This is a genomic window from Parapedobacter soli (assembly GCF_025460835.1).
In the GTDB taxonomy this organism is placed as follows: Bacteria; Bacteroidota; Bacteroidia; order Sphingobacteriales; family Sphingobacteriaceae; genus Parapedobacter; species Parapedobacter soli.
In genome coordinates this window covers 40,663-62,635 of the sequence record NZ_JAMXAY010000001.1, presented here as the reverse complement: position 1 = coordinate 62,635, position 21,973 = coordinate 40,663, and the positions used below count along the sequence as shown (strand labels likewise).

At 49.0% G+C, this 21,973-nt stretch carries 35 protein-coding genes; 34 read left to right on the top strand and 1 reads right to left on the bottom strand.

Going from position 1 to position 21,973, the window contains the following annotated elements; translation table 11 throughout:
• The first annotated feature begins 4 nt into the window (after positions 1-4).
• The 34 genes from rplC (at position 5) to NGM62_RS00155 (ending at position 20,166) form a co-directional block, all read left to right on the top strand.
• Positions 5-622 carry a 50S ribosomal protein L3 gene (gene rplC, locus NGM62_RS00320; protein WP_262245029.1) on the top strand — a complete coding sequence of 206 codons (618 nt, stop codon included), beginning with the start codon at positions 5-7 and terminating at the stop codon, positions 620-622.
• A 4-nt stretch (positions 623-626) separates the two neighbouring features.
• Positions 627-1,256: a 50S ribosomal protein L4 gene (gene rplD, locus NGM62_RS00315; RefSeq protein WP_262245027.1), complete on the top strand. Its 630-nt coding sequence runs from the start codon at positions 627-629 to the stop codon at positions 1,254-1,256.
• Between the two features lies 1 nt (position 1,257).
• Positions 1,258-1,548, top strand: a complete 291-nt coding sequence (gene rplW, locus NGM62_RS00310; protein WP_262245026.1) for a 50S ribosomal protein L23 — start codon at positions 1,258-1,260, stop codon at positions 1,546-1,548.
• A gap of 6 nt (positions 1,549-1,554) precedes the next feature.
• The gene (gene rplB, locus NGM62_RS00305; RefSeq protein WP_262245023.1) at positions 1,555-2,379 is read left to right on the top strand and encodes a 50S ribosomal protein L2; all 825 of its coding nucleotides are present in this window, start codon (positions 1,555-1,557) and stop codon (positions 2,377-2,379) included.
• Positions 2,379-2,645 (top strand): 30S ribosomal protein S19, encoded by a 267-nt coding sequence (gene rpsS / locus NGM62_RS00300; RefSeq protein ID WP_013665004.1) that lies wholly within the window; start codon positions 2,379-2,381, stop codon positions 2,643-2,645. The genes rplB and rpsS overlap by 1 nt, the downstream gene beginning before the upstream one ends.
• A 6-nt stretch (positions 2,646-2,651) precedes the next feature.
• Positions 2,652-3,086 (top strand): 50S ribosomal protein L22, encoded by a 435-nt coding sequence (gene rplV, locus NGM62_RS00295; RefSeq protein WP_262245022.1) that lies wholly within the window; start codon positions 2,652-2,654, stop codon positions 3,084-3,086.
• Between the two features lie 11 nt (positions 3,087-3,097).
• A complete protein-coding gene (gene rpsC, locus NGM62_RS00290; protein ID WP_262245021.1) occupies positions 3,098-3,913 on the top strand; it encodes a 30S ribosomal protein S3 in 816 nt (271 codons plus the stop codon).
• Positions 3,914-3,969: 56 nt separating this feature from the next.
• On the top strand, positions 3,970-4,386 hold the full coding sequence (gene rplP / locus NGM62_RS00285) for a 50S ribosomal protein L16 (protein ID WP_262245019.1): 417 nt from the start codon (positions 3,970-3,972) through the stop codon (positions 4,384-4,386).
• A 115-nt stretch (positions 4,387-4,501) separates the two neighbouring features.
• Complete coding sequence (gene rpmC, locus NGM62_RS00280) at positions 4,502-4,735, top strand: 50S ribosomal protein L29 (RefSeq protein ID WP_262245017.1); 234 nt, start codon at positions 4,502-4,504, stop codon at positions 4,733-4,735.
• Between the two features lie 14 nt (positions 4,736-4,749).
• On the top strand, positions 4,750-5,004 hold the full coding sequence (gene rpsQ, locus NGM62_RS00275; protein ID WP_130143043.1) for a 30S ribosomal protein S17: 255 nt from the start codon (positions 4,750-4,752) through the stop codon (positions 5,002-5,004).
• A gap of 1 nt (position 5,005) precedes the next feature.
• The gene (gene rplN, locus NGM62_RS00270) at positions 5,006-5,374 is read left to right on the top strand and encodes a 50S ribosomal protein L14 (protein WP_262245014.1); all 369 of its coding nucleotides are present in this window, start codon (positions 5,006-5,008) and stop codon (positions 5,372-5,374) included.
• A gap of 2 nt (positions 5,375-5,376) precedes the next feature.
• Positions 5,377-5,727: a 50S ribosomal protein L24 gene (rplX, locus tag NGM62_RS00265; protein WP_315975839.1), complete on the top strand. Its 351-nt coding sequence runs from the start codon at positions 5,377-5,379 to the stop codon at positions 5,725-5,727.
• A complete protein-coding gene (gene rplE, locus NGM62_RS00260; RefSeq protein WP_315975838.1) occupies positions 5,727-6,296 on the top strand; it encodes a 50S ribosomal protein L5 in 570 nt (189 codons plus the stop codon). Before rplX ends, rplE begins: the two co-directional genes overlap by 1 nt.
• On the top strand, positions 6,289-6,558 hold the full coding sequence (gene rpsN, locus NGM62_RS00255) for a 30S ribosomal protein S14 (RefSeq protein WP_262245012.1): 270 nt from the start codon (positions 6,289-6,291) through the stop codon (positions 6,556-6,558). Before rplE ends, rpsN begins: the two co-directional genes overlap by 8 nt.
• A gap of 75 nt (positions 6,559-6,633) precedes the next feature.
• Entirely contained in the window at positions 6,634-7,032 is a 399-nt protein-coding gene (gene rpsH / locus NGM62_RS00250) for a 30S ribosomal protein S8 (RefSeq protein WP_262245011.1), read from the top strand.
• An 18-nt stretch (positions 7,033-7,050) separates the two neighbouring features.
• Positions 7,051-7,608, top strand: a complete 558-nt coding sequence (gene rplF / locus NGM62_RS00245; protein WP_262245009.1) for a 50S ribosomal protein L6 — start codon at positions 7,051-7,053, stop codon at positions 7,606-7,608.
• Between the two features lie 8 nt (positions 7,609-7,616).
• Positions 7,617-7,970, top strand: coding sequence for a 50S ribosomal protein L18 (gene rplR / locus NGM62_RS00240; protein ID WP_262245006.1), 354 nt, complete (start codon positions 7,617-7,619; stop codon positions 7,968-7,970).
• Positions 7,971-7,982: 12 nt separating this feature from the next.
• Positions 7,983-8,501 (top strand): 30S ribosomal protein S5, encoded by a 519-nt coding sequence (gene rpsE / locus NGM62_RS00235; protein ID WP_262245004.1) that lies wholly within the window; start codon positions 7,983-7,985, stop codon positions 8,499-8,501.
• 4 nt (positions 8,502-8,505) lie between these two features.
• Positions 8,506-8,685 (top strand): 50S ribosomal protein L30, encoded by a 180-nt coding sequence (rpmD, locus tag NGM62_RS00230; RefSeq protein ID WP_262245002.1) that lies wholly within the window; start codon positions 8,506-8,508, stop codon positions 8,683-8,685.
• A 65-nt stretch (positions 8,686-8,750) separates the two neighbouring features.
• Positions 8,751-9,197 (top strand): 50S ribosomal protein L15, encoded by a 447-nt coding sequence (rplO, locus tag NGM62_RS00225; protein ID WP_262245001.1) that lies wholly within the window; start codon positions 8,751-8,753, stop codon positions 9,195-9,197.
• A gap of 3 nt (positions 9,198-9,200) precedes the next feature.
• A complete protein-coding gene (gene secY / locus NGM62_RS00220) occupies positions 9,201-10,538 on the top strand; it encodes a preprotein translocase subunit SecY (protein WP_262245000.1) in 1,338 nt (445 codons plus the stop codon).
• 6 nt (positions 10,539-10,544) lie between these two features.
• Entirely contained in the window at positions 10,545-11,330 is a 786-nt protein-coding gene (gene map, locus NGM62_RS00215) for a type I methionyl aminopeptidase (RefSeq protein ID WP_262244999.1), read from the top strand.
• A gap of 72 nt (positions 11,331-11,402) precedes the next feature.
• Complete coding sequence (infA, locus tag NGM62_RS00210) at positions 11,403-11,621, top strand: translation initiation factor IF-1 (protein WP_013665023.1); 219 nt, start codon at positions 11,403-11,405, stop codon at positions 11,619-11,621.
• Between the two features lie 36 nt (positions 11,622-11,657).
• The gene (gene ykgO / locus NGM62_RS00205) at positions 11,658-11,774 is read left to right on the top strand and encodes a type B 50S ribosomal protein L36 (RefSeq protein WP_262244996.1); all 117 of its coding nucleotides are present in this window, start codon (positions 11,658-11,660) and stop codon (positions 11,772-11,774) included.
• Between the two features lie 34 nt (positions 11,775-11,808).
• A complete protein-coding gene (gene rpsM, locus NGM62_RS00200; protein WP_262244994.1) occupies positions 11,809-12,186 on the top strand; it encodes a 30S ribosomal protein S13 in 378 nt (125 codons plus the stop codon).
• Positions 12,187-12,202: 16 nt separating this feature from the next.
• Positions 12,203-12,592 carry a 30S ribosomal protein S11 gene (rpsK, locus tag NGM62_RS00195; RefSeq protein ID WP_262244992.1) on the top strand — a complete coding sequence of 130 codons (390 nt, stop codon included), beginning with the start codon at positions 12,203-12,205 and terminating at the stop codon, positions 12,590-12,592.
• 68 nt (positions 12,593-12,660) lie between these two features.
• Positions 12,661-13,269: a 30S ribosomal protein S4 gene (rpsD, locus tag NGM62_RS00190; protein WP_262244990.1), complete on the top strand. Its 609-nt coding sequence runs from the start codon at positions 12,661-12,663 to the stop codon at positions 13,267-13,269.
• A gap of 86 nt (positions 13,270-13,355) precedes the next feature.
• The gene (locus NGM62_RS00185; RefSeq protein WP_262244989.1) at positions 13,356-14,348 is read left to right on the top strand and encodes a DNA-directed RNA polymerase subunit alpha; all 993 of its coding nucleotides are present in this window, start codon (positions 13,356-13,358) and stop codon (positions 14,346-14,348) included.
• A 167-nt stretch (positions 14,349-14,515) separates the two neighbouring features.
• Positions 14,516-15,145, top strand: a complete 630-nt coding sequence (gene rplQ, locus NGM62_RS00180) for a 50S ribosomal protein L17 (protein WP_262244986.1) — start codon at positions 14,516-14,518, stop codon at positions 15,143-15,145.
• A 108-nt stretch (positions 15,146-15,253) separates the two neighbouring features.
• Positions 15,254-16,393, top strand: a complete 1,140-nt coding sequence (locus NGM62_RS00175; protein WP_262244984.1) for an aspartate aminotransferase family protein — start codon at positions 15,254-15,256, stop codon at positions 16,391-16,393.
• 57 nt (positions 16,394-16,450) lie between these two features.
• Entirely contained in the window at positions 16,451-17,413 is a 963-nt protein-coding gene (locus NGM62_RS00170) for an acetylornithine carbamoyltransferase (RefSeq protein WP_262244982.1), read from the top strand.
• Positions 17,414-17,439: 26 nt separating this feature from the next.
• The gene (argB, locus tag NGM62_RS00165; protein ID WP_262244980.1) at positions 17,440-18,228 is read left to right on the top strand and encodes an acetylglutamate kinase; all 789 of its coding nucleotides are present in this window, start codon (positions 17,440-17,442) and stop codon (positions 18,226-18,228) included.
• A 77-nt stretch (positions 18,229-18,305) separates the two neighbouring features.
• Entirely contained in the window at positions 18,306-19,109 is an 804-nt protein-coding gene (proC, locus tag NGM62_RS00160; protein WP_262244978.1) for a pyrroline-5-carboxylate reductase, read from the top strand.
• Positions 19,102-20,166, top strand: a complete 1,065-nt coding sequence (locus NGM62_RS00155) for a M20 family metallo-hydrolase (protein ID WP_262244976.1) — start codon at positions 19,102-19,104, stop codon at positions 20,164-20,166. Before proC ends, NGM62_RS00155 begins: the two co-directional genes overlap by 8 nt.
• A 46-nt stretch (positions 20,167-20,212) precedes the next feature.
• Here the strand turns inward: NGM62_RS00155 and NGM62_RS00150 are convergent, their stop codons facing one another.
• The gene (locus NGM62_RS00150) at positions 20,213-21,970 is read right to left on the bottom strand and encodes a cellulase family glycosylhydrolase (RefSeq protein WP_262244975.1); all 1,758 of its coding nucleotides are present in this window, start codon (positions 21,968-21,970) and stop codon (positions 20,213-20,215) included.
• Between the last annotated feature and the right edge of the window lie 3 nt (positions 21,971-21,973).

Genomic DNA, 21,973 nt, shown 5'->3' with positions numbered 1-21,973 from the left:
AAACATGTCTGGAATTATTGGAAAAAAAGTAGGAATGACCAGCATTTTTGATGCGGACGGGAAGAATATCCCATGTACCGTAATCGAAGCTGGCCCGTGCGTGGTAACGCAGATACGCACGGAAGAAAAGGATGGCTATTCCGCTGTTCAACTCGCTTTTGATGAAGCCAAAGAGAAGAACACATCGGCACCTTTGAAAGGGCATTTCGCCAAAGCGAAAACGACGCCCAAGCGTAAATTGGTAGAATTTAAAACCTTCCCCGATGAGAAACAGCTCGGCGAGGTGGTAACCGTTTCCATTTTTGAAGAGGGCGAGTACATTGATGTCGTCGGTACTTCAAAAGGAAAAGGTTTCCAGGGTGTAATGAAACGCCACGGTTTCGGCGGTGTTGGTGGGGCCACCCACGGACAGCACAACCGCCAACGTGCGTTGGGTTCGCTTGGTGCCGCATCATGGCCGTCTCGTGTGTTCAAGGGCAAGAAGATGGCAGGGCGTACCGGCGGCGACCGTGTGAAGGTGCAGAACCTGCAAGTGTTGAAGGTTTACGAGGAGCAAAACCTGCTCGTGGTAAGTGGTTCCATCCCCGGGGCCAAAGGTTCTTACGTAATCGTAGATAAATAAGGAGATGGAAGTTAACGTTTTAAATATATCAGGTAAAGAAACAGGTGCCAAGGTGCAGCTTCCTGAGTCGGTATTCGGCGTAGAGCCCAATGACCACGCGATTTATTTGGATGTGAAGCAATACCTGGCAAATCAGCGCCAGGGAACGCATAAATCCAAGCAACGTAATGAGATTGCCGGTTCTACCCGCAAGCTCCATAAGCAAAAAGGTACCGGTGGTGCCCGTGCGGGGAGCATCAAATCTCCTTTATTCAATGGCGGTGGCCGTATCTTCGGTCCGCAACCCCGCGATTACAGTTTCAAACTGAACAAGAAACTCAAATCGTTGGCCCGTAAGTCGGCGCTGAGTTATAAAGCCAAGGAAAATAACATCGTGGTATTGGATGAGGTCAATTTCGATAGCGTCAAAACCAAGAACTACGTGAATTTGGTGAACAGCCTGAACTTGACCAACGAGAAGACCTTATTGGTACTACCCGTTCAAAACAACAACGTTTATTTATCAAGCAGGAACCTTAAGAAAGCAAAGGTGATTACCGCCAATGAATTGAATACATACGATGTATTGAATGCGGGCAAACTTTTGTTGACAACGGATGCTGTAAAAACATTGGAGGAGGCACTTGCCAAGTAACATGGAAATTATTAAGAAGCCCGTATTGACTGAAAAGGCATCGCTGCTCACGGAAAAGCTGAACCGCTATGCATTTAAGGTAGACCCTAAGGCAAACAAGATACAAATCAAACAAGCTGTGGAGCAGATGTTTGGCGTAACCGTTTTGGCTGTCAACACTATTGTGGTAGCCGGTAAGGCCAAGAACCGCTATACCAAGGCAGGGTTTGTATCCGGGAGGACCCCGAAATACAAGAAGGCCATCATCACGATAAAAGATGGCGAAACTATTGACTTTTACAGTACGATATAATAAGAGATGGCAGTTAAAAGATTCAAACCGGTTACCCCCGGCACCCGCTTCAGAGTAGGTGGAGACTATTCCGATATTACCACCAATGTACCTGAGAAGTCGTTGGTTGTAAAAATCAAAAAGTCGGGCGGGAGAAACAACTCCGGTAAAATGACTATGCGTTACCTCGGTGGGGGACACAAAAAATCATACCGACTGATAGATTTTAAACGCGATAAAAAAGATGTCCCCGCAAAAGTTGCCACGATAGAATACGATCCCAATCGTACCGCACGCATTGCGCTGTTGCATTATGTGGACGGCGAAAAGCGTTACATCATTGCCCCTGAAGGGCTCAAGGTGGGGCAGGTGATTGTTTCCGGCGATTCCGTGGCCCCTGAAATCGGCAACACGTTACCGCTGCAGTCGATTCCATTGGGTTCCATCATCCACAATATCGAGCTGAACCCTGGCCAAGGTGGTACCATTGCGCGTAGTGCGGGTACGTATGCCCAGCTTTCGGCACGCGATGGCAAATATGCGATTATCAAACTGCCTTCGGGCGAAACACGTATGATATTGGCCACTTGCCTGGCAACTATCGGCTCCGTATCCAATGCTGAGAAAGCAAATGAGGTACTGGGTAAAGCCGGGCGGAAAAGGTGGTTGGGCCGCAGGCCACGCGTACGCGGTGTAGCCATGAACCCTGTGGATCACCCGATGGGTGGTGGTGAAGGCCGTGCATCCGGTGGACATCCCCGCTCACGCAAGGGCTTGCTGGCCAAAGGCTACAAGACCCGCAGTTTGAAGAAAACATCGAATCGTTACATCATTGAGAAAAGGAAGAAATAGTGGCTCGTTCAATTAAAAAAGGTCCTTATATCGACCATAACTTAGAAAGAAAAGTTCTTTCTATGAATGAAACAAACAAGAAATCAGTGGTCAAGACCTGGTCTCGCAGATCAATGATTTCACCTGATTTTGTAGGCCATACCTTTGCTGTACACAACGGCAATAAATTCATCCCCGTATATGTGACGGAGAATATGGTTGGTCATAAGCTTGGTGAGTTTGCGCCCACGCGCACATTCAGGGGCCACGCAGAAAAGAAAAAATAATAGGTAATGGAAGCAACACGTAAACTAAAGAAGTCTGTTATCATCAAACAGCGCAAAGAGCAGGAAAAGGCTCAGGTAGGAGGAGCTTCTACTGCCAAATTATTGAATTGCCCTACGTCGCCACGTAAAATGCGGCTGGTAGTGGATCTGATCCGTGGCGAAAAGGTAGAAAATGCCCTGTATATCCTGAAACATACCAATAAGGAAGCGGCCATCCGCGTAGAGAAGCTGCTGCTTTCAGCGATCAAGAACTGGGAAACCAAGAATGAAGATAAATCTGTGGAAGAAAGCGAGTTGTTCGTTAAGGAAGTCTTCGTAGGCGGTGGTCGGCAATTGAAAAGGTTACGGCCAGCACCGCAAGGTCGTGGTTACCGTATCCGTAAACGCTCAAACCACGTTACGCTTGTGGTAGATAGCAAGAACAACATTGCACAAAACTAATTTATCAAGTAATGGGACAAAAAGCAAATCCAATAGGTAACAGATTAGGAATCATCAAAGGTTGGGATTCCAATTGGTTCGGCGGAAAGAACTATTCCGATAAATTAGTTGAGGATGAGAAAATCCGCAAGTACCTGTCGGTCCGTATCGCCAAAGGCGGTGTGGCTAAGGTGGTTATCGAGCGTACGTTGAAGCGTATCACGGTTACCATTCATACCGCACGCCCTGGTATCGTTATTGGTAAGGGCGGACAGGAAGTCGACAAAATCAAGGAAGAGTTGAAAAAGTTGACGAAAAAGGATGTACAGATCAATATCTTCGAGATCAAGCGGCCTGAGTTGGAAGCACATTTGGTAGCTGAAGGTGTGGCGAAGCAACTGGAAGCGCGGATTTCTTTCCGCCGTGCCATGAAGACGTCCATAGCCTCTACCATGCGTATGGGGGCTGAAGGTATCAAGATCATGTGCTCCGGCCGTTTGGGCGGGGCTGAGATGGCCCGTACCGAACAATATAAAGAAGGCCGAATCCCGTTGCACACGTTCCGTGCAGACATCGATTATGCACTGGTAGAAGCACTGACTACATACGGTAAAATCGGAGTAAAGGTGTGGATATGTAAAGGTGAGGTGTATGGGAAACGCGACCTGTCGCCCAACGTAGGCCAGACTTCGGGAGCGAAGCCACGTGGGGAAGGCAGTGGAGATTTCCGTGGTGGCGACCGGGACCGTCGTGGTGGCGGTGAGCGCCGCGGAGGTGACCGCCGTGGAGGCCATGGTCAACAACGTGGTGGTGGCAACCGTGGTGGCGGCCATCGTAGCGGAAGATAATAATTAACAGTTAACAAGAAGAATCCCGCTGAGTCGGGAGATTATAAGATACGAACATGTTACAGCCAAAAAGAACAAAGTTCAGGAAGATGCAAAAGGGCCGCATGAAAGGCAACGCCACCCGTGGGGCGGAGTTGGCCTTTGGCTCATTCGGTATCAAATCAATGGAGCCCGCTTGGATCACCAGTCGCCAGATTGAGGCAGCACGTATTGCGGTAACCCGTTATATGAAACGTGAAGGCCAGGTATGGATCCGTATTTTCCCTGATAAACCCGTTACCAAAAAACCTGCGGAGGTGCGGATGGGTAAGGGTAAAGGTGCACCCGAATATTGGGTGGCCGTGGTACGCCCGGGGCGGATGTTGTTTGAAGCAGAAGGCGTGCCTTTGGAGGTAGCCAAAGAAGCACTACGACTTGCCGCACAGAAGCTGCCCGTACAAACGAAGTTTGTGATACGTAGGGACTACGTATAAACATAAACTGCTGGCGCTGCCTGCATTTGGTTTTGCCGCCGTTACCGGCAAGCCGCCGTGGGGAACAAACCGCGGAGTTCGCTGATGGAGGTATCCAGTATTATAATTGATAGACATGAAAAATTCAGAAATCGTAGAATTGTCAACAGAGGACTTAGTAGCCCAAATCGCAGAAGAAAAGGCTGCCCTCACTAAATTGAAGTTTGCACACGCTGTTTCGGCGATAGAGAATCCCAATCGCATCAAGTATACGCGCAAAACCATTGCGCGGTTGATGACTGAATTGACGAAACGCAAGAAGGCCGAAAAAGCGGCCAACGACGCTAGCGAAACAGCCGCTGAGGCATAAATTGACATTGGAAAATGGAAAGAAATTTAAGGAAAACAAGGATCGGCTTGGTAGTAAGCAACAAAATGGATAAGTCCATCGTGGTGGCTGTTGAGCGTAAAGTAAAGCACCCCATCTATGGTAAATTCGTAAAGAAGACTACCAAATTCAAGGCTCATGACGAGGAAAACACCTGCGGTATCGGCGATACGGTGTTGATCATGGAAACTCGTCCGCTGAGCAAGACCAAGAATTGGCGATTAGTAGAAATTTTAGAGAGGGCTAAGTAACATGGTACAACAGGAATCAAGACTCAATGTGGCCGACAACAGCGGAGCTAAAGAAGTATTAGTGATCCGTGTGTTGGGCGGTACCGGCAAACGTTATGCATCGATCGGTGATAAAGTTGTTGTAACCGTGAAAAGTGCTTTGCCATCAGGGAACGTGAAAAAAGGCACGGTTTCCAAAGCAGTAGTTGTCCGCACAAAGAAGGAAATCCGCCGTAAGGATGGATCTTATATCCGGTTTGACGACAATGCTGCCGTATTGTTGAATAATCAGGATGAGCCGCGGGGAACGCGTATCTTCGGCCCGGTAGCACGGGAATTGCGTGAAAAGCAGTTCATGAAAATTGTATCATTAGCACCGGAGGTATTATAATCATGGGACAGACAAAGACATCGACGCATAAACTGAAAATCCGCACAGGGGATTTGGTAAAGGTCATCTCCGGCAACTCCAGAGGGTCGCAAGGAAAGGTATTGCAGGTATTGGTAGCTGAAAACAGGGCAATTGTTGAAGGCGTAAATATCGTGAAGAAACATACCAAGCCAAGTGCTGCCAACCCCAACGGGGGGATAGTTGAAGTGGAAGCTGCCATCCATATTTCCAACCTCGCGCTTATCGACCCGAAATCAGGTAAACCAACCCGGGTGGGGCGTAAGGTGAAGGAAGTAAACGGCAAGAAAAAAATTGTACGTATAGCAAAAAAATCAGGGGAGGAGATTGACTAATGGCTTACATTCCAAGATTAAAAGCAAAGTATAAGGATGAAATCCGTACAGCGCTGAAAGATAAATTCCAATACAAGAGCATCATGCAGGTTCCCCGTTTGGAGAAGATTGCGCTGAGCCAGGGTATAGGTGCTGCTACGGCAGATAAAAAGCTGATCGACAACGCCATCGGCGAGATGACGCTTATTACCGGCCAAAAGGCTATAGCGACCCGCTCGAAGAAAGACGTGTCTAACTTCAAACTGCGTAAAGGGATGCCCATTGGTGTGCGCGTAACCCTACGTGACAGTAAGATGTACGAATTCCTGGACCGTTTGGTGGCTGTGGCGCTTCCGCGTATCCGCGATTTCCGTGGCATCAGCGATAAGGGCTTCGATGGCCGTGGAAACTATACGCTGGGTATTACCGAGCAGATTATTTTCCCCGAAATCGACATCGATAAGATCAACAAAATACAAGGTATGGACATTACCTTTGTAACCAGTGCCAAAACGGATGTTGAAGCATTGGAGTTGTTGAAGCAATTTGGATTACCATTCAAAAATCAAAATACGACGACTAATGGCTAAAGAAGGAATCAAGGCACGTGAACTGAAGCGTGCCAAGTTGGTAGCTAAATACGCCGAGAAACGTGCCGCGCTGAAGGCAGCCGGTGATTATGCCGCGCTTGATAAATTGCCCAAGAACGCATCGCCTGTTCGTTTGCACAATCGCTGCAAGCTGACCGGTAGACCCAGGGGCTATATGCGGCAGTTCGGCATTTCGCGGGTAACATTCCGCGAAATGGCATTAGCTGGAAAGATCCCGGGAGTAAAGAAGGCTTCCTGGTAACGAATTTTTTTAACCGATAGCAGGTCCGGTTGGCAGGAAGGCACCCGGAAACCGTTATCATAACAAATAACATCAATGAATACAGATCCAATAGCGGATTACCTTACCCGAGTAAGGAATGCCATCAAGGCCAACCACAGGGTTGTTGAAATTCCTGCATCGAACCTCAAGAAGGAGATTACGAAAGTACTCTTTGACAAGGGTTACATTACCAATTACAAATTCGAGGATGATAACTTGCAGGGCACTATCAAAATCGCACTGAAGTACCATCCCGTGAGTAAAATATCGGCTATCCGCACGTTGAAACGTGTGAGTAAGCCCGGACTGAGGAAGTATGCTGGGGTGGATAGTATGCCACGTGTGTTGAACGGCTTGGGAATCGCCATTTTGTCTACCTCTAAAGGTGTGATGACAGACAAGGAGGCTCGCGTCCAGAATGTCGGTGGTGAAGTTTTATGTTACGTATATTAATCGAGAGGAACACACAGCATGTCAAGAATAGGAAAAGCACCGATCGCCATTCCAGCTGGGGTGACGATTACCGTGTCTGACAAGAACCTGGTGACAGTTAAAGGGCCGAAAGGCGAGTTGACGCAACAGGTGGATTCGGATATCAAGGTTTCGCAGGAAGACGGCCAGTTACTGGTGAAGCGTCCTACAGACCAGAAACGTCATAAAGCATTGCATGGTTTGTACCGGTCACTGCTGAACAATATGGTCGTAGGCGTTACCGAAGGTTACAGCACCACCCAAGAGTTGGTAGGTGTAGGTTACCGTGCTAGCTCTCAGGGGAGCACGCTCGATTTGACCCTCGGATTTTCACACCAGGTGGTATTCATCCTACCGAAGGAAGTTAAGGTTTCGACCACCGCAGTAAAGGGAAAGAACCCAACCATTACACTGGAGTCTATCGACAAGCAGTTGTTGGGACAGGTTGCAGCCAAGATACGGTCACTGCGTGCACCGGAGCCATATAAAGGAAAAGGTATTAAATTCGCCGGTGAGCAACTGCGCAGGAAAGCAGGTAAATCGGCAGCTAAAAAATAGTAATCGTCATGGCAGGAAATAAAGTATCGCGTAGGGCACGTATAAAACAAGGGATCAGGAAACGTGTTTCAGGATCGGCCGAGCGCCCACGCTTGTCAGTATATCGGAGTAATAAAGGTATCTATGCTCAAGTGATTGACGACAAAGCCGGAACAACACTAGTGTCCGCGTCGACCCACAGCAAAGATTTCGATTCACCTGGAAGCAAAATAGAGCAATCCAAAGCGGTTGGGAAGCTGGTTGCTGAAAGAGCAATAGCAGCCGGGATTAATAAAGTAGTTTTTGACCGTAATGGGTATCTATATCATGGCCGTGTGAAATCGCTAGCCGAGGGAGCCCGGGAAGCTGGTTTGGATTTTTAATTAATCAAGAACATGTCATTGAGCAATATAAAAAGAGTAAAGTCAAGCGAAATTGAATTGAAGGATCGCTTGGTGAGCATCCAGCGGGTGGCCAAGGTAACCAAGGGTGGCCGTACATTCAGTTTTTCGGCCATCGTAATTGTAGGCGATGAAAACGGTGTGGTAGGATACGGTCTTGGTAAAGCCAAGGAGGTTACCGAAGCCATTACAAAAGGGATTGATGATGCGAAAAAGAACCTGATTAAGGTGCCCATCATCAAAGGTACGGTACCCCACGAACAGCACGGCAAGTATTCAGGCGGTAATGTGTTGATTAAGCCAGCAGTGCATGGTACCGGCGTATTGGCCGGTGGAGCAATGCGTGCAGTACTGGAAAGTGCCGGGATAACGGATGTATTGGCCAAGTCACTTGGATCATCCAACCCGCACAACGTGGTTAAGGCAACGATAGACGCATTGTTGAAAATGCGGGATGCATATACCGTAGCTCAGCAGCGCGGGGTTGATTTAAACAAGGTATTTAACGGATAATCACATGGCAAAGATCAGAATTACCCAAATTAAGAGCGTCATCGACCGGAGCGAGCGCCAGAAGCGGACGATCCAAGCGTTGGGGTTGCGTAAAATCAACCACACCATAGAAGTGGAAGCTACGCCGTCGATCGTTGGAATGATACGCAAGGTGAATCATCTTGTGGCAATAGAACAGGTATAACATACGTTTAATCGTTGTACCTGTATAGTGAAAGCGAAGGTACAACACAATATTAGTTTGAAAGAATGGACTTAAGTAATCTAAAGCCAGCAGCAGGATCAGTAAAGACTCGTAAACGCGTGGGGCGCGGCCCGGGTTCGGGTCGTGGCGGTACGTCAACGCGCGGCCACAAGGGTGCGCAGTCGCGGTCGGGCCACAGCACAAAGGTTGGGTTTGAAGGCGGGCAGATGCCATTGCAGCGCCGTGTGCCGAAATTCGGATTCAAGAACCGGAACCGCGTAGAGTATGTAGGTGTTAACCTCGATGTATTGCAAGAACTGGCAGATAAGTTTAAGCTGTCGGCCATTGATTTTGATACACTCACATCGCATGGCCTGGTTTCAAAGAAGGATTTGGTGAAAATCTTGGGCAGGGGAGAGTTGACCGCAAAGGTGGACGTGAAAGCACATGCATTTTCAGCTACGGCACAACAAGCAATAGAAGCAGCAGGAGGCTCGGTTGTAAAACTTTAATTCATGAAGAAGCTAATAACAACCTTGACCAATATTTGGAAGATCGACGATCTGAGGACGCGTATCCTGAATACGCTGTTACTTCTCTTGATCTATCGTATCGGATGTCATATAGTATTGCCAGGTGTTAATCCTGCGGCGCTTCAACATGAGGCTAAGGAAGGGTTATTGGGATTGTTGGATATGTTTGCGGGCGGATCGTTTTCGAGGTCGGCTATCTTCGCGTTGGGTGTAATGCCTTACATCTCGGCTTCCATTGTTGTTCAGTTGCTTGGTATAGCTGTTCCTTACTTCCAAAAGCTGCAGAAAGAGGGTGAAAGTGGCCGTAAAAAGATGACACAAATTACCCGTTATCTTACGTTGGCTATTACGTTGGTGCAATCAATCGCATACGTGCGCACGCAGATTGATGCGGGTGCCAAGATGATTGCCGACCCAATGTTTACTATATTGTCGGCATTCGTGTTGACGGCGGGTACGCTGTTTGTGATGTGGCTTGGTGAGAAGATTACTGATAAAGGTATCGGTAACGGTATTTCGCTGATCATCATGGTAGGTATCATCGCACAATTGCCCAGCGGCCTTACGGCTGAATGGTTCTCACGGATGAGTACCGGTGGTGGCGGACCTATTCCTTTACTGCTCGAGTTTGTCGCCTTGTTCTTTGTAGTGATTTTTACGATTCTCATTGTGCAGGGCGTGCGTAAGATACCCGTTCAGTATGCCAAGAAAATTGTTGGTAATAAACAATACGGAGGGGTGCGTCAATATATCCCGTTAAAGGTTAATGCGGCGGGTGTCATGCCTATTATCTTCGCACAAGCTATCATGTTTGTGCCGATGAGCATTGGGCAGTTCTTTCCCGATTTGCAGTCTTCCTTTTTAACATCCCTGAGTAACTATACATCGGTTGCGTACAACGTGGTGTTCGCCATTTTAATCATAGCCTTCACATTCTTCTACACGGCGATTATGGTTAACCCGCAGCAGATGTCGGAAGACATGAAGAAAAACGGTGGGTTTATCCCAGGTATTAAGCCGGGACAGGCCACCAACTACTATATCGATGGTGTAGTTTCAAAGATCACGTTCCCGGGGTCACTGTTCTTGGCGATTGTGGCTATATTTCCAGCAATAGCTAGCTTGTTTGGGGTGAACAATCAATTTGCTCATTTCTACGGCGGAACATCGTTGCTGATTTTAGTTGGGGTTGTATTGGATACGCTGCAGCAAATAGAAAGCCATTTGTTGATGCGCCATTATGACGGATTGATGAAAACCGGTCGGATCCAGGGGCGCGCCTCCGCGATAAATACCGGCACGACGCAGTCAGTCATCTAGTTTTACATGTCTAAGGTATATTATAAATCTGCTGAAGACATTGAACAACTGCGGAAGTCGGCTACCGTACTTTCGCAGTTGCTCGGTGAAATCGCCAAGGTCATCCGGCCCGGTATTACCACTTTATCGTTAGATAAGCTAGCCCATGATTATATCCACGACCACGGTGGACGCCCGGCATTCCTTAACTATAACGGATTTCCGAATTCGCTGTGCATATCTGTAAACGATCAGGTTGTACACGGTATTCCCAGCGATTACGAGCTTAGCGATGGGGATATCGTTTCTGTCGATGGCGGCGTGGATTTGAACGGATACATCAGCGACTCAGCCTACACGTTTGCGGTTGGCGAAGTGACTGGGGAGGTGAGCAAATTGCTCAGCGTAACCCTTGAGGCTCTCAATCTGGGCATTGCCCAAGCCGTGTCGGGCAAGCGCGTAGGCGATATAGCTTATGCCGTGCAAGATCACGTAACGCATTACGGATACGGTATTGTAAGGGAGTTGGTAGGGCATGGCGTTGGGTTCAAGTTGCATGAAAAGCCCGAGGTCCCCAACTATGGGAAGCGAGGTACCGGAAGCAAGCTTGAGGAAGGGCTGGTGATCTGTATCGAGCCAATGATTAACCTGGGCCGAGCGCAGGTGAAGTTTTGGGACGATGGGTGGACAGTGAGCACCGTTGATGGTAAACCATCAGCACATTATGAACATATGGTGGCTATCCAAAAGGGGTCGCCCGATGTGCTGACGTCGTTCGCGTATATTGAAGAAGTTTTGGGGAAAAAGAATTGACATTCAACTTTTTTTGGTTATCTTTGCAACCCTGTTTGTGCAGGGGTATAATTAGATAATAATCAAGACTATATGGCTAAACAAGCCTCGATTGAGCAAGACGGAGTCATTAAAGAAGCATTATCCAACGCCATGTTCCGCGTGGAATTGGAAAATGGGCATGAAATTATTGCCCATATTTCGGGGAAAATGAGGATGCATTACATTAAGATTTTACCTGGCGACCGGGTGAAATTGGAGATGTCTCCATATGATTTGACAAAAGGAAGAATAACATATCGGTATAAATAGAGTGGGAATATCCTACTGATAAAATAACATAAGATCATGAAAGTCAGGGCGTCCATAAAGAAGCGTAGCGCAGATTGCAAGATTATCCGTAGAAAGGGTAAAATTTTTGTAATCAACAAGAAGAACCCTAAGTTCAAGCAACGTCAGGGATAAGGGGTATCTAAATCGTAAATTATTAACATATTATATGGCAAGGATTGCAGGTATAGATTTACCTAAAAACAAAAGAGGAGAGATAGGCCTCACCTATATTTACGGGATCGGTCGTTCCACAGCGCAACATATTTTAGATAAAGCTGGTATCGATTATGATGTGAAGGTACAGGATTGGAACGATGAGCAGCTGGGCGCTATCCGCGGTATCATCACTGAGGAGATTAAAGTAGAAGGCGCGCTCCGTTCGGAAGTCCAGTTGAATATCAAGCGGCTGATGGATATCGGTTGCTACCGTGGACTGCGTCACCGTAAGCACCTGCCGGTTCGCGGTCAGCGTACCAAGAACAACTCACGCACCCGTAAAGGCAAGCGGAAGACAGTTGCAAACAAGAAAAAGGCTACAAAATAATAATTGAACGAATATAATGGCTAAAAGTAAAAAAGTAAGCAAAAAACGCGTTGTTACCATTGAGCCGGTTGGGCAAGCACATATCAACGCGACTTTCAATAATATCATCATTACGCTTACGAACAACCAAGGGCAAGCCATTTCTTGGTCTAGCGCCGGCAAGATGGGCTTTAGGGGGTCTAAGAAAAATACCCCGTATGCTGCATCTCAGGCGGCTTCAGACTGTGGTAAGGTTGCTCACGATTTGGGATTACGCAAAGTGGAGGTTTTCGTTAAGGGCCCCGGAGCGGGCAGGGAGTCTGCGATCCGTACGTTGCAAAACACCGGAATTGAGGTGACTGCCATCCGGGACATCACACCTTTGCCCCACAACGGCTGCCGCCCCCCCAAACGTAGAAGAGTATAATACACTAAATTTTTAAAGCTAAGATTCTTCAGCTAGAGGCTGAATGATACTTTAAAACCAATCATTATATGGCAAGGTATACAGGACCAAAGTCAAAAATTGCCCGTAAATTCAGGGAACCTATTTTCGGGCCAGACAAAGCGTTAGAACGTAAGAACTATCCGCCGGGGCAACACGGCTCCTCTAGGCGTAGAGGTAAGCAATCGGAATACGCTATCCAATTGCTGGAGAAACAAAAGGCGAAATATACCTATGGTGTGTTGGAGCGTCAGTTTGCTAACTTGTTTGCGAAAGCTTCTTCTAAACAAGGTATTACCGGTGAGATTTTCCTCAAATTGCTGGAAGCCCGCTTAGATAATACCGTTTACCGGTTAGGCATTGCTCCTACACGTGCTGCCGCCCGCCAGCTGGTTGGGCACAAGCATATCACTGTAAATGGTGATGTGGTAAATATCCCCTCATACAGCCTTCGCCCGGGTGATGTTGTAGCAGTACGTGAACGTTCCAAATCACTTGAAGCGGTGACCGACGCTGTTGCAGGGCGAAAGATCAACAAGTTCAGCTGGTTGGAATGGGATGCAAACGAATTGTCTGGAAAATTCCTGAACTATCCGGATCGTACTGAAATTCCGGAAAACATCAAGGAAAACTTAATTGTGGAGTTGTACTCCAAATAAGTAACACACGAGCGCAGCACGACCTGTTTAGGGGTGCTACGTTTGTTGTATAGCATTTTTTGTAAACAATCATTAAGAGTAAATAAATGGCAATTTTAGCATTTCAAAGACCTGATAAAGTTATCATGCAGAAATCGACAGATTTCGATGGCACGTTTGAATTCCGCCCATTGGAACCGGGTTTCGGTGTGACAATCGGTAATGCTTTACGCCGTATTCTACTGTCCTCGCTGGAAGGATATGCAATTACGTCGGTTCGTTTCTCGGGTGTATCGCATGAGTTTTCCACCATTAAGGGTGTTGTGGAGGACGTTACCGAAATCATTTTGAACCTTAAGCAAGTCCGCGTCAAGAAAACGGGCGAAATGGGCGACAATGAAAAGGTCTTCATGGTAATCAACGGACAGGATCAGGTTTCTGCCGGTGATATTACGAGCTTCTCAAACAACTTTACCGTATTGAATCCGGATTTGGTGATCTGCAATATGGAGAGTTCGGTTACGTTGGAACTCGAACTTAATATCGGTAAAGGCCGAGGCTATGTGAATGCAGAGGAAAACAAGGTGGTTGACGGGCCGGTTGGCATAATTGCTGTTGATTCAATCTTTACCCCGATAAAGAACGTCAAGTACACGATTGAGAACTATCGGGTAGAGCAGAAAACAGACTACGAAAAGCTGCTGTTGGATATCTCTACCGACGGTTCTATCCACCCTGAGGATGCCTTGAAAGAGGCTGCCAAGATACTGATCCAACACTTCATGTTGTTCTCCGACGAGAATATGTTGCTGGAATCGCAAGCCAAGGAAGAGACTAAAGTGGTGGATGAAGAAATTCTCCACATGCGTAAAGTGCTGAAAACGGAGCTTGTTGATTTGGACCTGTCTGTGCGGGCATTGAACTGCTTGAAAGCTGCCGACATCCGCACACTGGCCGAATTGGTAACTTACGACGTGGCCGATATGCTCAAGTTCCGGAACTTCGGAAAGAAATCTCTGAGTGAAATCCAAGAACTTGTCAAATCGAAAGGCTTGTCGTTCGGAATGAACTTATCTAAGTATAAGCTCGACGAAGAGTAAATTTAATTAATAGCGACCTGTTGCATAATTCCCCTTATTTAGGAACAAAGAACAAAGATTAAAAGAACAAAGACTATTGGATCGCAAGGTGAAATGATGTCCTTGTTCCTTTGTCCGTTAACCCTTGTTCCAAAAAAAGGACGGTATGCACAAATTTTAAAAAGAAAATGAGACACGGAAAAAAATTCAACCACTTAGGGCGCACAGCAAGTCATCGCAAGGCGATGTTGTCTAACATGGCGACCTCGCTGATTAAGCACAAAAGGATTACCACAACATTGGCCAAAGCGAAAGCACTGCGCCAATACGTAGAACCATTGATCACCAAGTCGAAAAACGATACGACGCATTCGCGCCGCACGGTATTCAGCTACCTGCAAGATAAAGAAGCAGTAACGATACTTTTCCGTGAGATTTCAGAGAAGGTGGCAACCCGTCCGGGCGGTTATACACGCATCATCAAGTTGGAAAACCGATTGGGTGATAATGCAGAAATGGCTTTCATCGAGTTGGTAGACTACAATGAGATCTATAAGAAAGACGGTGAAGCTAAAGAACGCAAGTCTACCCGACGACGCGGCGGTAAAAAGAAAGCCGGCGCTGCTACCCCATCTGCTGCTGAAGAATCAGCGGCCGAGGTTGAAGAAGTAGCAGCAGAAGCTGCCGACACCGAGGTTGCCGCTGATGTGGAAGCTGAGTCGGCAGGAGAGCCGGATGCAGCGACCGAAGCGGCCGATGCGACAGACGAAGCGAGCAAAACGGACGAAACACCGGAAGATAAAGAGAAAGAAGGCTAGGCAGCATTATTGCCAAATACGTTGAACCCGTTTTTTGTTGAAAAGAACGGGTTTTTTTATGCTGCTATAGCGGGGAAATCGATAATTTTACACTTTTATTGAATAGATATGAACCTTTTTGATGTATATCCAATCAACCCCATCCCCATTGTGAGGGCCAAGGGTTCCACCGTTTGGGATGCGGATGGCAATGAATACCTCGACCTGTACGGCGGCCATGCCGTTATTTCCATTGGCCACACCCACGAACACTACGTGAAGCGCATCTCCGAGCAGTTAAATCGTATCGGCTTTTACTCCAATTCCGTCGAGATTTTGCTGCAGCGGCAGCTGGCAGATCTGCTTGGGCGTATTTCAGGCAAAACAGACTACCAGCTGTTTTTGTGCAACTCGGGTGCCGAAGCCAATGAGAATGCCCTTAAATTGGCGTCGTTTTATAACGGCCGTAAGCGTGTTATCGCGTTTAAGGGGGCTTTTCACGGCCGTACCTCGTTGGCTGTGGCGGCCACAGACAATCCGAAAATAGTGGCTCCTGTTAACCAAACCGACAACGTTACGTTCCTGCCGTTCAACGACGTGGAAGCGCTGGAGGCAGCGTTTGCGGCGTATGGCGACGAGGTGTCGTCTGTCATCATCGAAGGTATTCAAGGGGTCGGGGGAATCCGGGAGGCATCGGTGGAGTTCCTGCAATGCATCCGCAGACTGACAAGCCAGTATGGAGCTATTTTTATCGCCGATTCGGTGCAGTGCGGTTATGGCCGGACGGGAACGTTTTATTCGCACGACTATGCCGGGATTTCCGCCGATATTTACAGCATGGCCAAAGGGATGGGCAACGGCTTTCCCATAGGTGGTATAGTAATCTCACCCGAGATCAGACCATGGTTCGGTATGCTGGGAACCACTTTCGGGGGCAACCACCTAGCCTGTGCGGCCGCATTGGCGGTATTGGAGGTGATGGAAGTCGAAAAGCTCATGCAGAATGCCGCCGACGTAGGGAACTACCTCATCAGCGAACTCCGTGCATTTGAGCAGATAAAAGAGGTACGCGGCAGGGGGCTTATGATTGGAATCGAGTTGCCTGCCGAGCTGGATACCGTTAAAAAAGATTTGTTGGTCAAAAACCGTATCTTCACAGGCGAAGCGAAACCGAATGTGATTAGGCTGCTCCCGGCGTTGGGGATGACACGCGGTCACGCAGATCGTTTTCTTGAAGCATTGGATGAGCGGCTTAGGGAATTTAATTGAAAAAAGCGGAAGATGCCGGCTCTTTGGAGCCATCGACAGATAAATTAGAATAGACGAATGAAACAATTTTTTTCGGTAGCAGACGTACCTGACCTGTCGGACATGCTCGCAGAGGCGCTGGCCTTGAAACGGGCACCGTTTGCCTATGAACATTTGGGTAAGCGCAAGACGTTGGGGCTTGTTTTTCTCAACCCCAGTTTACGCACCCGCCTAAGCACCCAAAAGGCGGCCCTGCAGTTGGGGATGGATGTGATGGTGATGAACATGGACAAGGATGGTTGGGCGCTCGAAACGCGCGACGGCGTGGCCATGAATGGAAATACCGTAGAACATATCCGTGAGGCTGCGGCGGTAATGGGGCAGTATTGCGACGTGCTGGGGATACGGTCGTTCCCGAAGTTGGCGGATCGCGACGAGGATTACAGCGAAGACCTGTTCCGCAAGTTCACCAAACATTGCGGTGTTCCAGTCGTCAGCCTGGAAAGTGCCACACGGCACCCCCTCCAGAGCTTCGCCGATTTGATTACCATACACGAACATTGGCAGCGTACACAGAAGCCGAAGGTCGTGCTGGCATGGGCCCCCCATGTGAAGGCACTGCCGCAGGCAGTTCCCAATTCGTTTTCGGAGTGGATGTGTAGGGCCCAAGCCGAAGGCATAGTGGATTTTACCATTGCCCACCCCGAGGGCTATGCGCTGGCCGAGATGTTTACGAAGGGAGCAGCGACGATAAATTCGTTGGATGAAGCGTTGGTAGGAGCAGATTTCGTGTATGTGAAAAACTGGTCATCTTATGATAATTATGGACAGATTTTGCCGGTTCAGGGGGAATGGATGCTGGATAATCAAAAGTTGGCGGTGACGAATAGTGCCAAAGTGATGCATTGCCTGCCGGTCCGCCGTGATCTGGAGCTGGCAAGTGAGGTACTGGATGGGCCGCAGTCGCTGGTGATCCAGGAGGCGGGCAACCGCGTCTGGGCAGCACAAGCCGTGTTGAAACGTATGCTTGAAGGAAATTAACGGACGAGATAAAACTGATAATGGCTATGGCGGATAAATTGTGGGTGATTAAAATTGGTGGTAATATTATCGACGACCCTGAAAGTCTGAGCCGTTTCCTGGATCGCTTTGCGACCCTCCGAGGCCGGAAGGTGCTTGTGCATGGTGGCGGAAAGATTGCTACGCGGATGGCGGCCGACCTAGGTATAGAAGCTACACTGGTGGCAGGGCGGCGCATCACTGATGAGGCCATGCTACGTGTGGTCACCATGGTTTATGCGGGGTTAACCAATAAACAGGTGGTCGCCGGATTGCAAGCCCGAGATTGCAATGCATTGGGCTTGAGTGGCGCCGATGGCAATAGCATTAAAGCTGTGAAACGCCCTGTCAAGGAGATTGATTATGGCTTTGTTGGCGACATCCTACCTACATCCGTGGATGATGGGACAATAACGGCGTTGATAAACGCCGGGTTTATTCCGGTATTTTCAGCTATTACCCACGACGGGCGGGGGCAGTTACTTAATACCAATGCGGATACCATTGCGTCGGCGTTGGCCGTTGCGCTGTCGTCACACTATGATACCTCATTGGTGTATTGCTTCGAGAAGCCGGGCGTACTTCGTGATGTGAATGACAATTCCTCGGCCATTGCCGAAATAAGGGCTTCGGAATTTGAGGGGCTGGTGGCAAAGGGAGTGGTTGCTGACGGGATGATACCCAAGCTGCATAACGCTTTTGGTGCCATCGGGAAAGGGGTCCGTGAGGTGTACATCGGTAACGCCGACAACCTCCAATTGCTGCACGAGCAGCGCTTCGGGACGCGGTTGGTATAGACAAGAGAGACGTGAGACAAGAGACGTGAGACAAGAGACGTGAGATAAGAGACGTGAGACAATAGACAATAGATAAAATGAACAAAATAACAATTATCGGGAGTGGCAACATCGGCCTTTCGTTGGCCAGGGGACTGGTTAACAAGGCTTATTGCCCGGCAGAAAACATCACATTGACGAGGCGTAACCTTAAATCGCTGAGCGAAGAGGCTGCAAAAGGGTTCAACGTGAGTGATAACAATAAGTTAGCCATCTATGATGCCGACGTGGTCGTGCTCGCAGTTTTGCCACAGCAGCTAAAAGGTGTGCTCGAAGAAATCGCACCGGCCATATCGCCCGAGAGGCAGCTGGTGGTGTCGGTTATTTCCGGAGTTACCTGCGCAGATGTTCGCAATAAGCTGGGCAATAACGTCCAGGTTATCCGTGCAATGCCCAACACGGCAATCGCTATCGGCCAATCGATGACGTGTATCGCCTCTGACAATGCGTCTGACGAGCAGCTGGAGCGTGTAACCAAACTCTTCGAAACGGTGGGTGCCGTTGTTACAATCAATGAGGATTTGATGACTTCGGCAACAGCACTGTGTGCATGCGGCATCGCATTTTTCCTGAGGGGTATCCGGGCAGCGTCACAGGGAGGTGTAGAGATCGGGTTCCATGCACACGACGCATTGAAGATGGCAGTACAGACGGCCAAAGGCGCAGCAGACCTGCTGCTGCAGACAAATAGCCACCCTGAAGGGGAGATCGACAAAGTGACCTCACCCAAGGGTTGTACCATTGCAGGATTGAATGAGATGGAGCACAATGGATTCAGCTCGGCCTTCATCAAAGGGATCAAGCTCTCTGCACGCAAAGCCGGAGGACTCTATAATGATTGAAAAGTTAATACAGGATAGTACCAACCTGCTACGCGATCTCATCCGTATCCCCTCGTTCAGTAAGGAGGAAAACCAGACGGCAGATACGATAGAGCGGTTTTTGCAGCAGCGGGGGGTACGCACGTTCCGGAAGATGAACAACGTGTGGGCCTTTAATAAGTTTTTCGATGCTAATAAACCGACTATCCTGCTCAACTCCCACCATGACACGGTTAAGCCCAATACCGGATACACGCGAAACCCGTTTTCGCCCGATATCGCCGATGGTAAGCTGTATGGCCTTGGCAGCAACGATGCCGGTGGGTGCCTTGTGTCGCTGATAGCGACGTTCCTGAATTTCTATCCACAAGAGGGACTCCGTTATAACTTCTGCATCGCCGCTACCGCCGAAGAGGAGATTTCGGGTACCAACGGCTTGGAATTGGTAATCCCCGACTTGGGCCCGCTAGATTTCGCGATTGTGGGAGAACCTACGTTGATGCAGCTGGCAGTTGCCGAGCGCGGGTTGATGGTGCTCGACTGCACCGCCCACGGCAAGGCCGGCCACGCGGCCCGCGAAGAGGGCGATAACGCCATTTATAAAGCGTTGAAGGATATCGAGTGGTTTATCACCTATCGCTTCCCTAAGGAGTCTGAAGAGTTTGGTGCCATTAAGATGAGTGTCACCGTCATCCATGCCGGCTCACAGCACAACGTGGTACCGGCTACATGCGAGTTTGTGGTGGATATCCGGGTTACCGATGCCTACAGGAACGAAGAAGTACTGGATATTATCCGCCAACACGTAAGCTGCGAAGTGAAGCCCAGGTCCGTGAGGCTCAAGCCATCGTCCATACCCAAAGACCACCCCGTTGTGCAAGCTGGATTGGCATTGGGACGCACTACATACGGCTCTCCCACCACGAGCGACCAGGCACTGCTGGATATCCCGTCACTTAAGCTTGGCCCCGGTGACTCGGCTCGTTCCCACATGGCCGACGAATTCATCCATCTTGATGAGATAGGTGAAGGTATCAGGCTGTATATCGATATACTCGGCCGGGTAGTGATGCCCTGAAAATGGACCTGAAGTTTGACAAGAACGGCGATTTCCTTAGGATCGACTAGTACTGCTTCCCAAACGCAATCGATTTGAAGTTGAAACCTCCAATATCGGCGCGCACCCGCAATACATGTTTCCCTGTTGTCAGTTCCGGGATGTCTATCGGTATATAGGCCCATTGCTGGCTGCCACCGGTGGCGGGCACTGCGATAGGGTCGGATAATACTTGACCGTCGATAAGCAACGTAATGCGCCCGGTTCCCGTTTTGCTGGCTACACATAGCGACAAACTGGTAATTGCTTCGTCTATGACGTTTATGGTGTATTGCAGCCATTCGCCGTCTTTAATATGGAAAATATGGTGCCCTGTCGAGTCGGGTTGTATATCCACTCCATCATTGCGGTAGCTGCGGCCGCGGTTGCCCTGTGTGTTCATGCCCGGTGTGTAGTGGTAACTTGCAGTGTCGGTATCGAAATATGCGGCCCCCTGCCGGCCCATATCGAAATCGACTGCCGGTAAGATGGTGCCCGCTGTAATCCGGTTTTCGCCAAAGGGAATCGCGTCGCGTGTATATATTTGGCGGAACATGGCATCTACCACGTCGCGGTGGAAGATATTGTTTTCTAGCTTAAGATTTTCCAGCCATTCATTCAGTGTTTGCAGCGCATCTGCCGTGGTAGGCTTCTCGCCTTCCCCTGCCCAATAGTCCAGTAGCTTTCCATAACCTTCAGGCTGTTTGATTTCCAACGGTTGGTTGATGCCCATTTTTTTGTTTTGCCACCATGCCCAACCGATGCCGTTGGTTTCGCACAGTTCGATGGCTTCGGTAAACCAAGTGTTGGAATTTTCGCCTGATTCGCCCAGCCACAGCGGTATATCATGTTCCTCGCGTAGGTCTAGAAAACGCTGGATAGCCTCTTGTACATTTGGGTTGCCGTATTTGTGGAAGCTCAGCACGAGGTTGCTGTCCCATTTGGGAAATATGCCGTTGTAGTTGTTGGCGAAGCCGTTGCCCTCCAAGAAGATGATGTGGTTGGTATCCACCTCGCGGATAGCATGGGTTACATCGATGAGGAATTGGCGTAGAGGAGCGTTGCTTTTTTCGGCGATGCCGCGGAAATCCGTGGAGTCTTCAAAGCCCCAGTTGGTTTCATTGAGCACATCATACCCCCCTATCCACTCTTCATGGGCGTAACGTTCGGCCAGCTTGCGCCAGAGGGCGATTGTCTTAGTACGGTTTTCTTCGCTCTCCCAAAATGAAGGTTTTGCCGGGTCGCGGTCCGAAATGTTGAGGTCGTTGCCTTGGCCGCCGGGCGCGGCATGGAGGTCGAGGATAAGGTACATGCTATTGGCCTTGCACCATGCAAGCAGGCTGTCGGTCATGGTAAAGCCGATATCCAACCACGTTTGCTCGCCGGCCACGGGTTCTTCTTCCACCGGCAGGGTGTAGAGGTTGTAGTGCATCGGCAACCGGATGGAGTTAAATCCCCATGCTGCCATCGAGTCGATGTCTATCCGCCGGGTGTGGTTGGCTAGCCACTCCGCATAGAACCGGTCCGTTTCGGCGGTGCCGATCACATCTTCGATATGCTCGCGGATGCGGTATTGCTGCCCGATGAAGCCGAGCTTAAACATATATCCTTCCTGGAGCATCCAGCCGCCCAGCCCCATGCCGCGTAGGATGACGGTATCCCCTTGTCCGTTGACGATGTGGTGGCCCTGGGCTTTAAGGAAATTTTTCGGATGGGGGTTAGAGTCGCACGCCATCCATGCGAATGCCGCCAAGAGGGGTAGTATAAAGAAAAGCTTTTGTTGCATGTA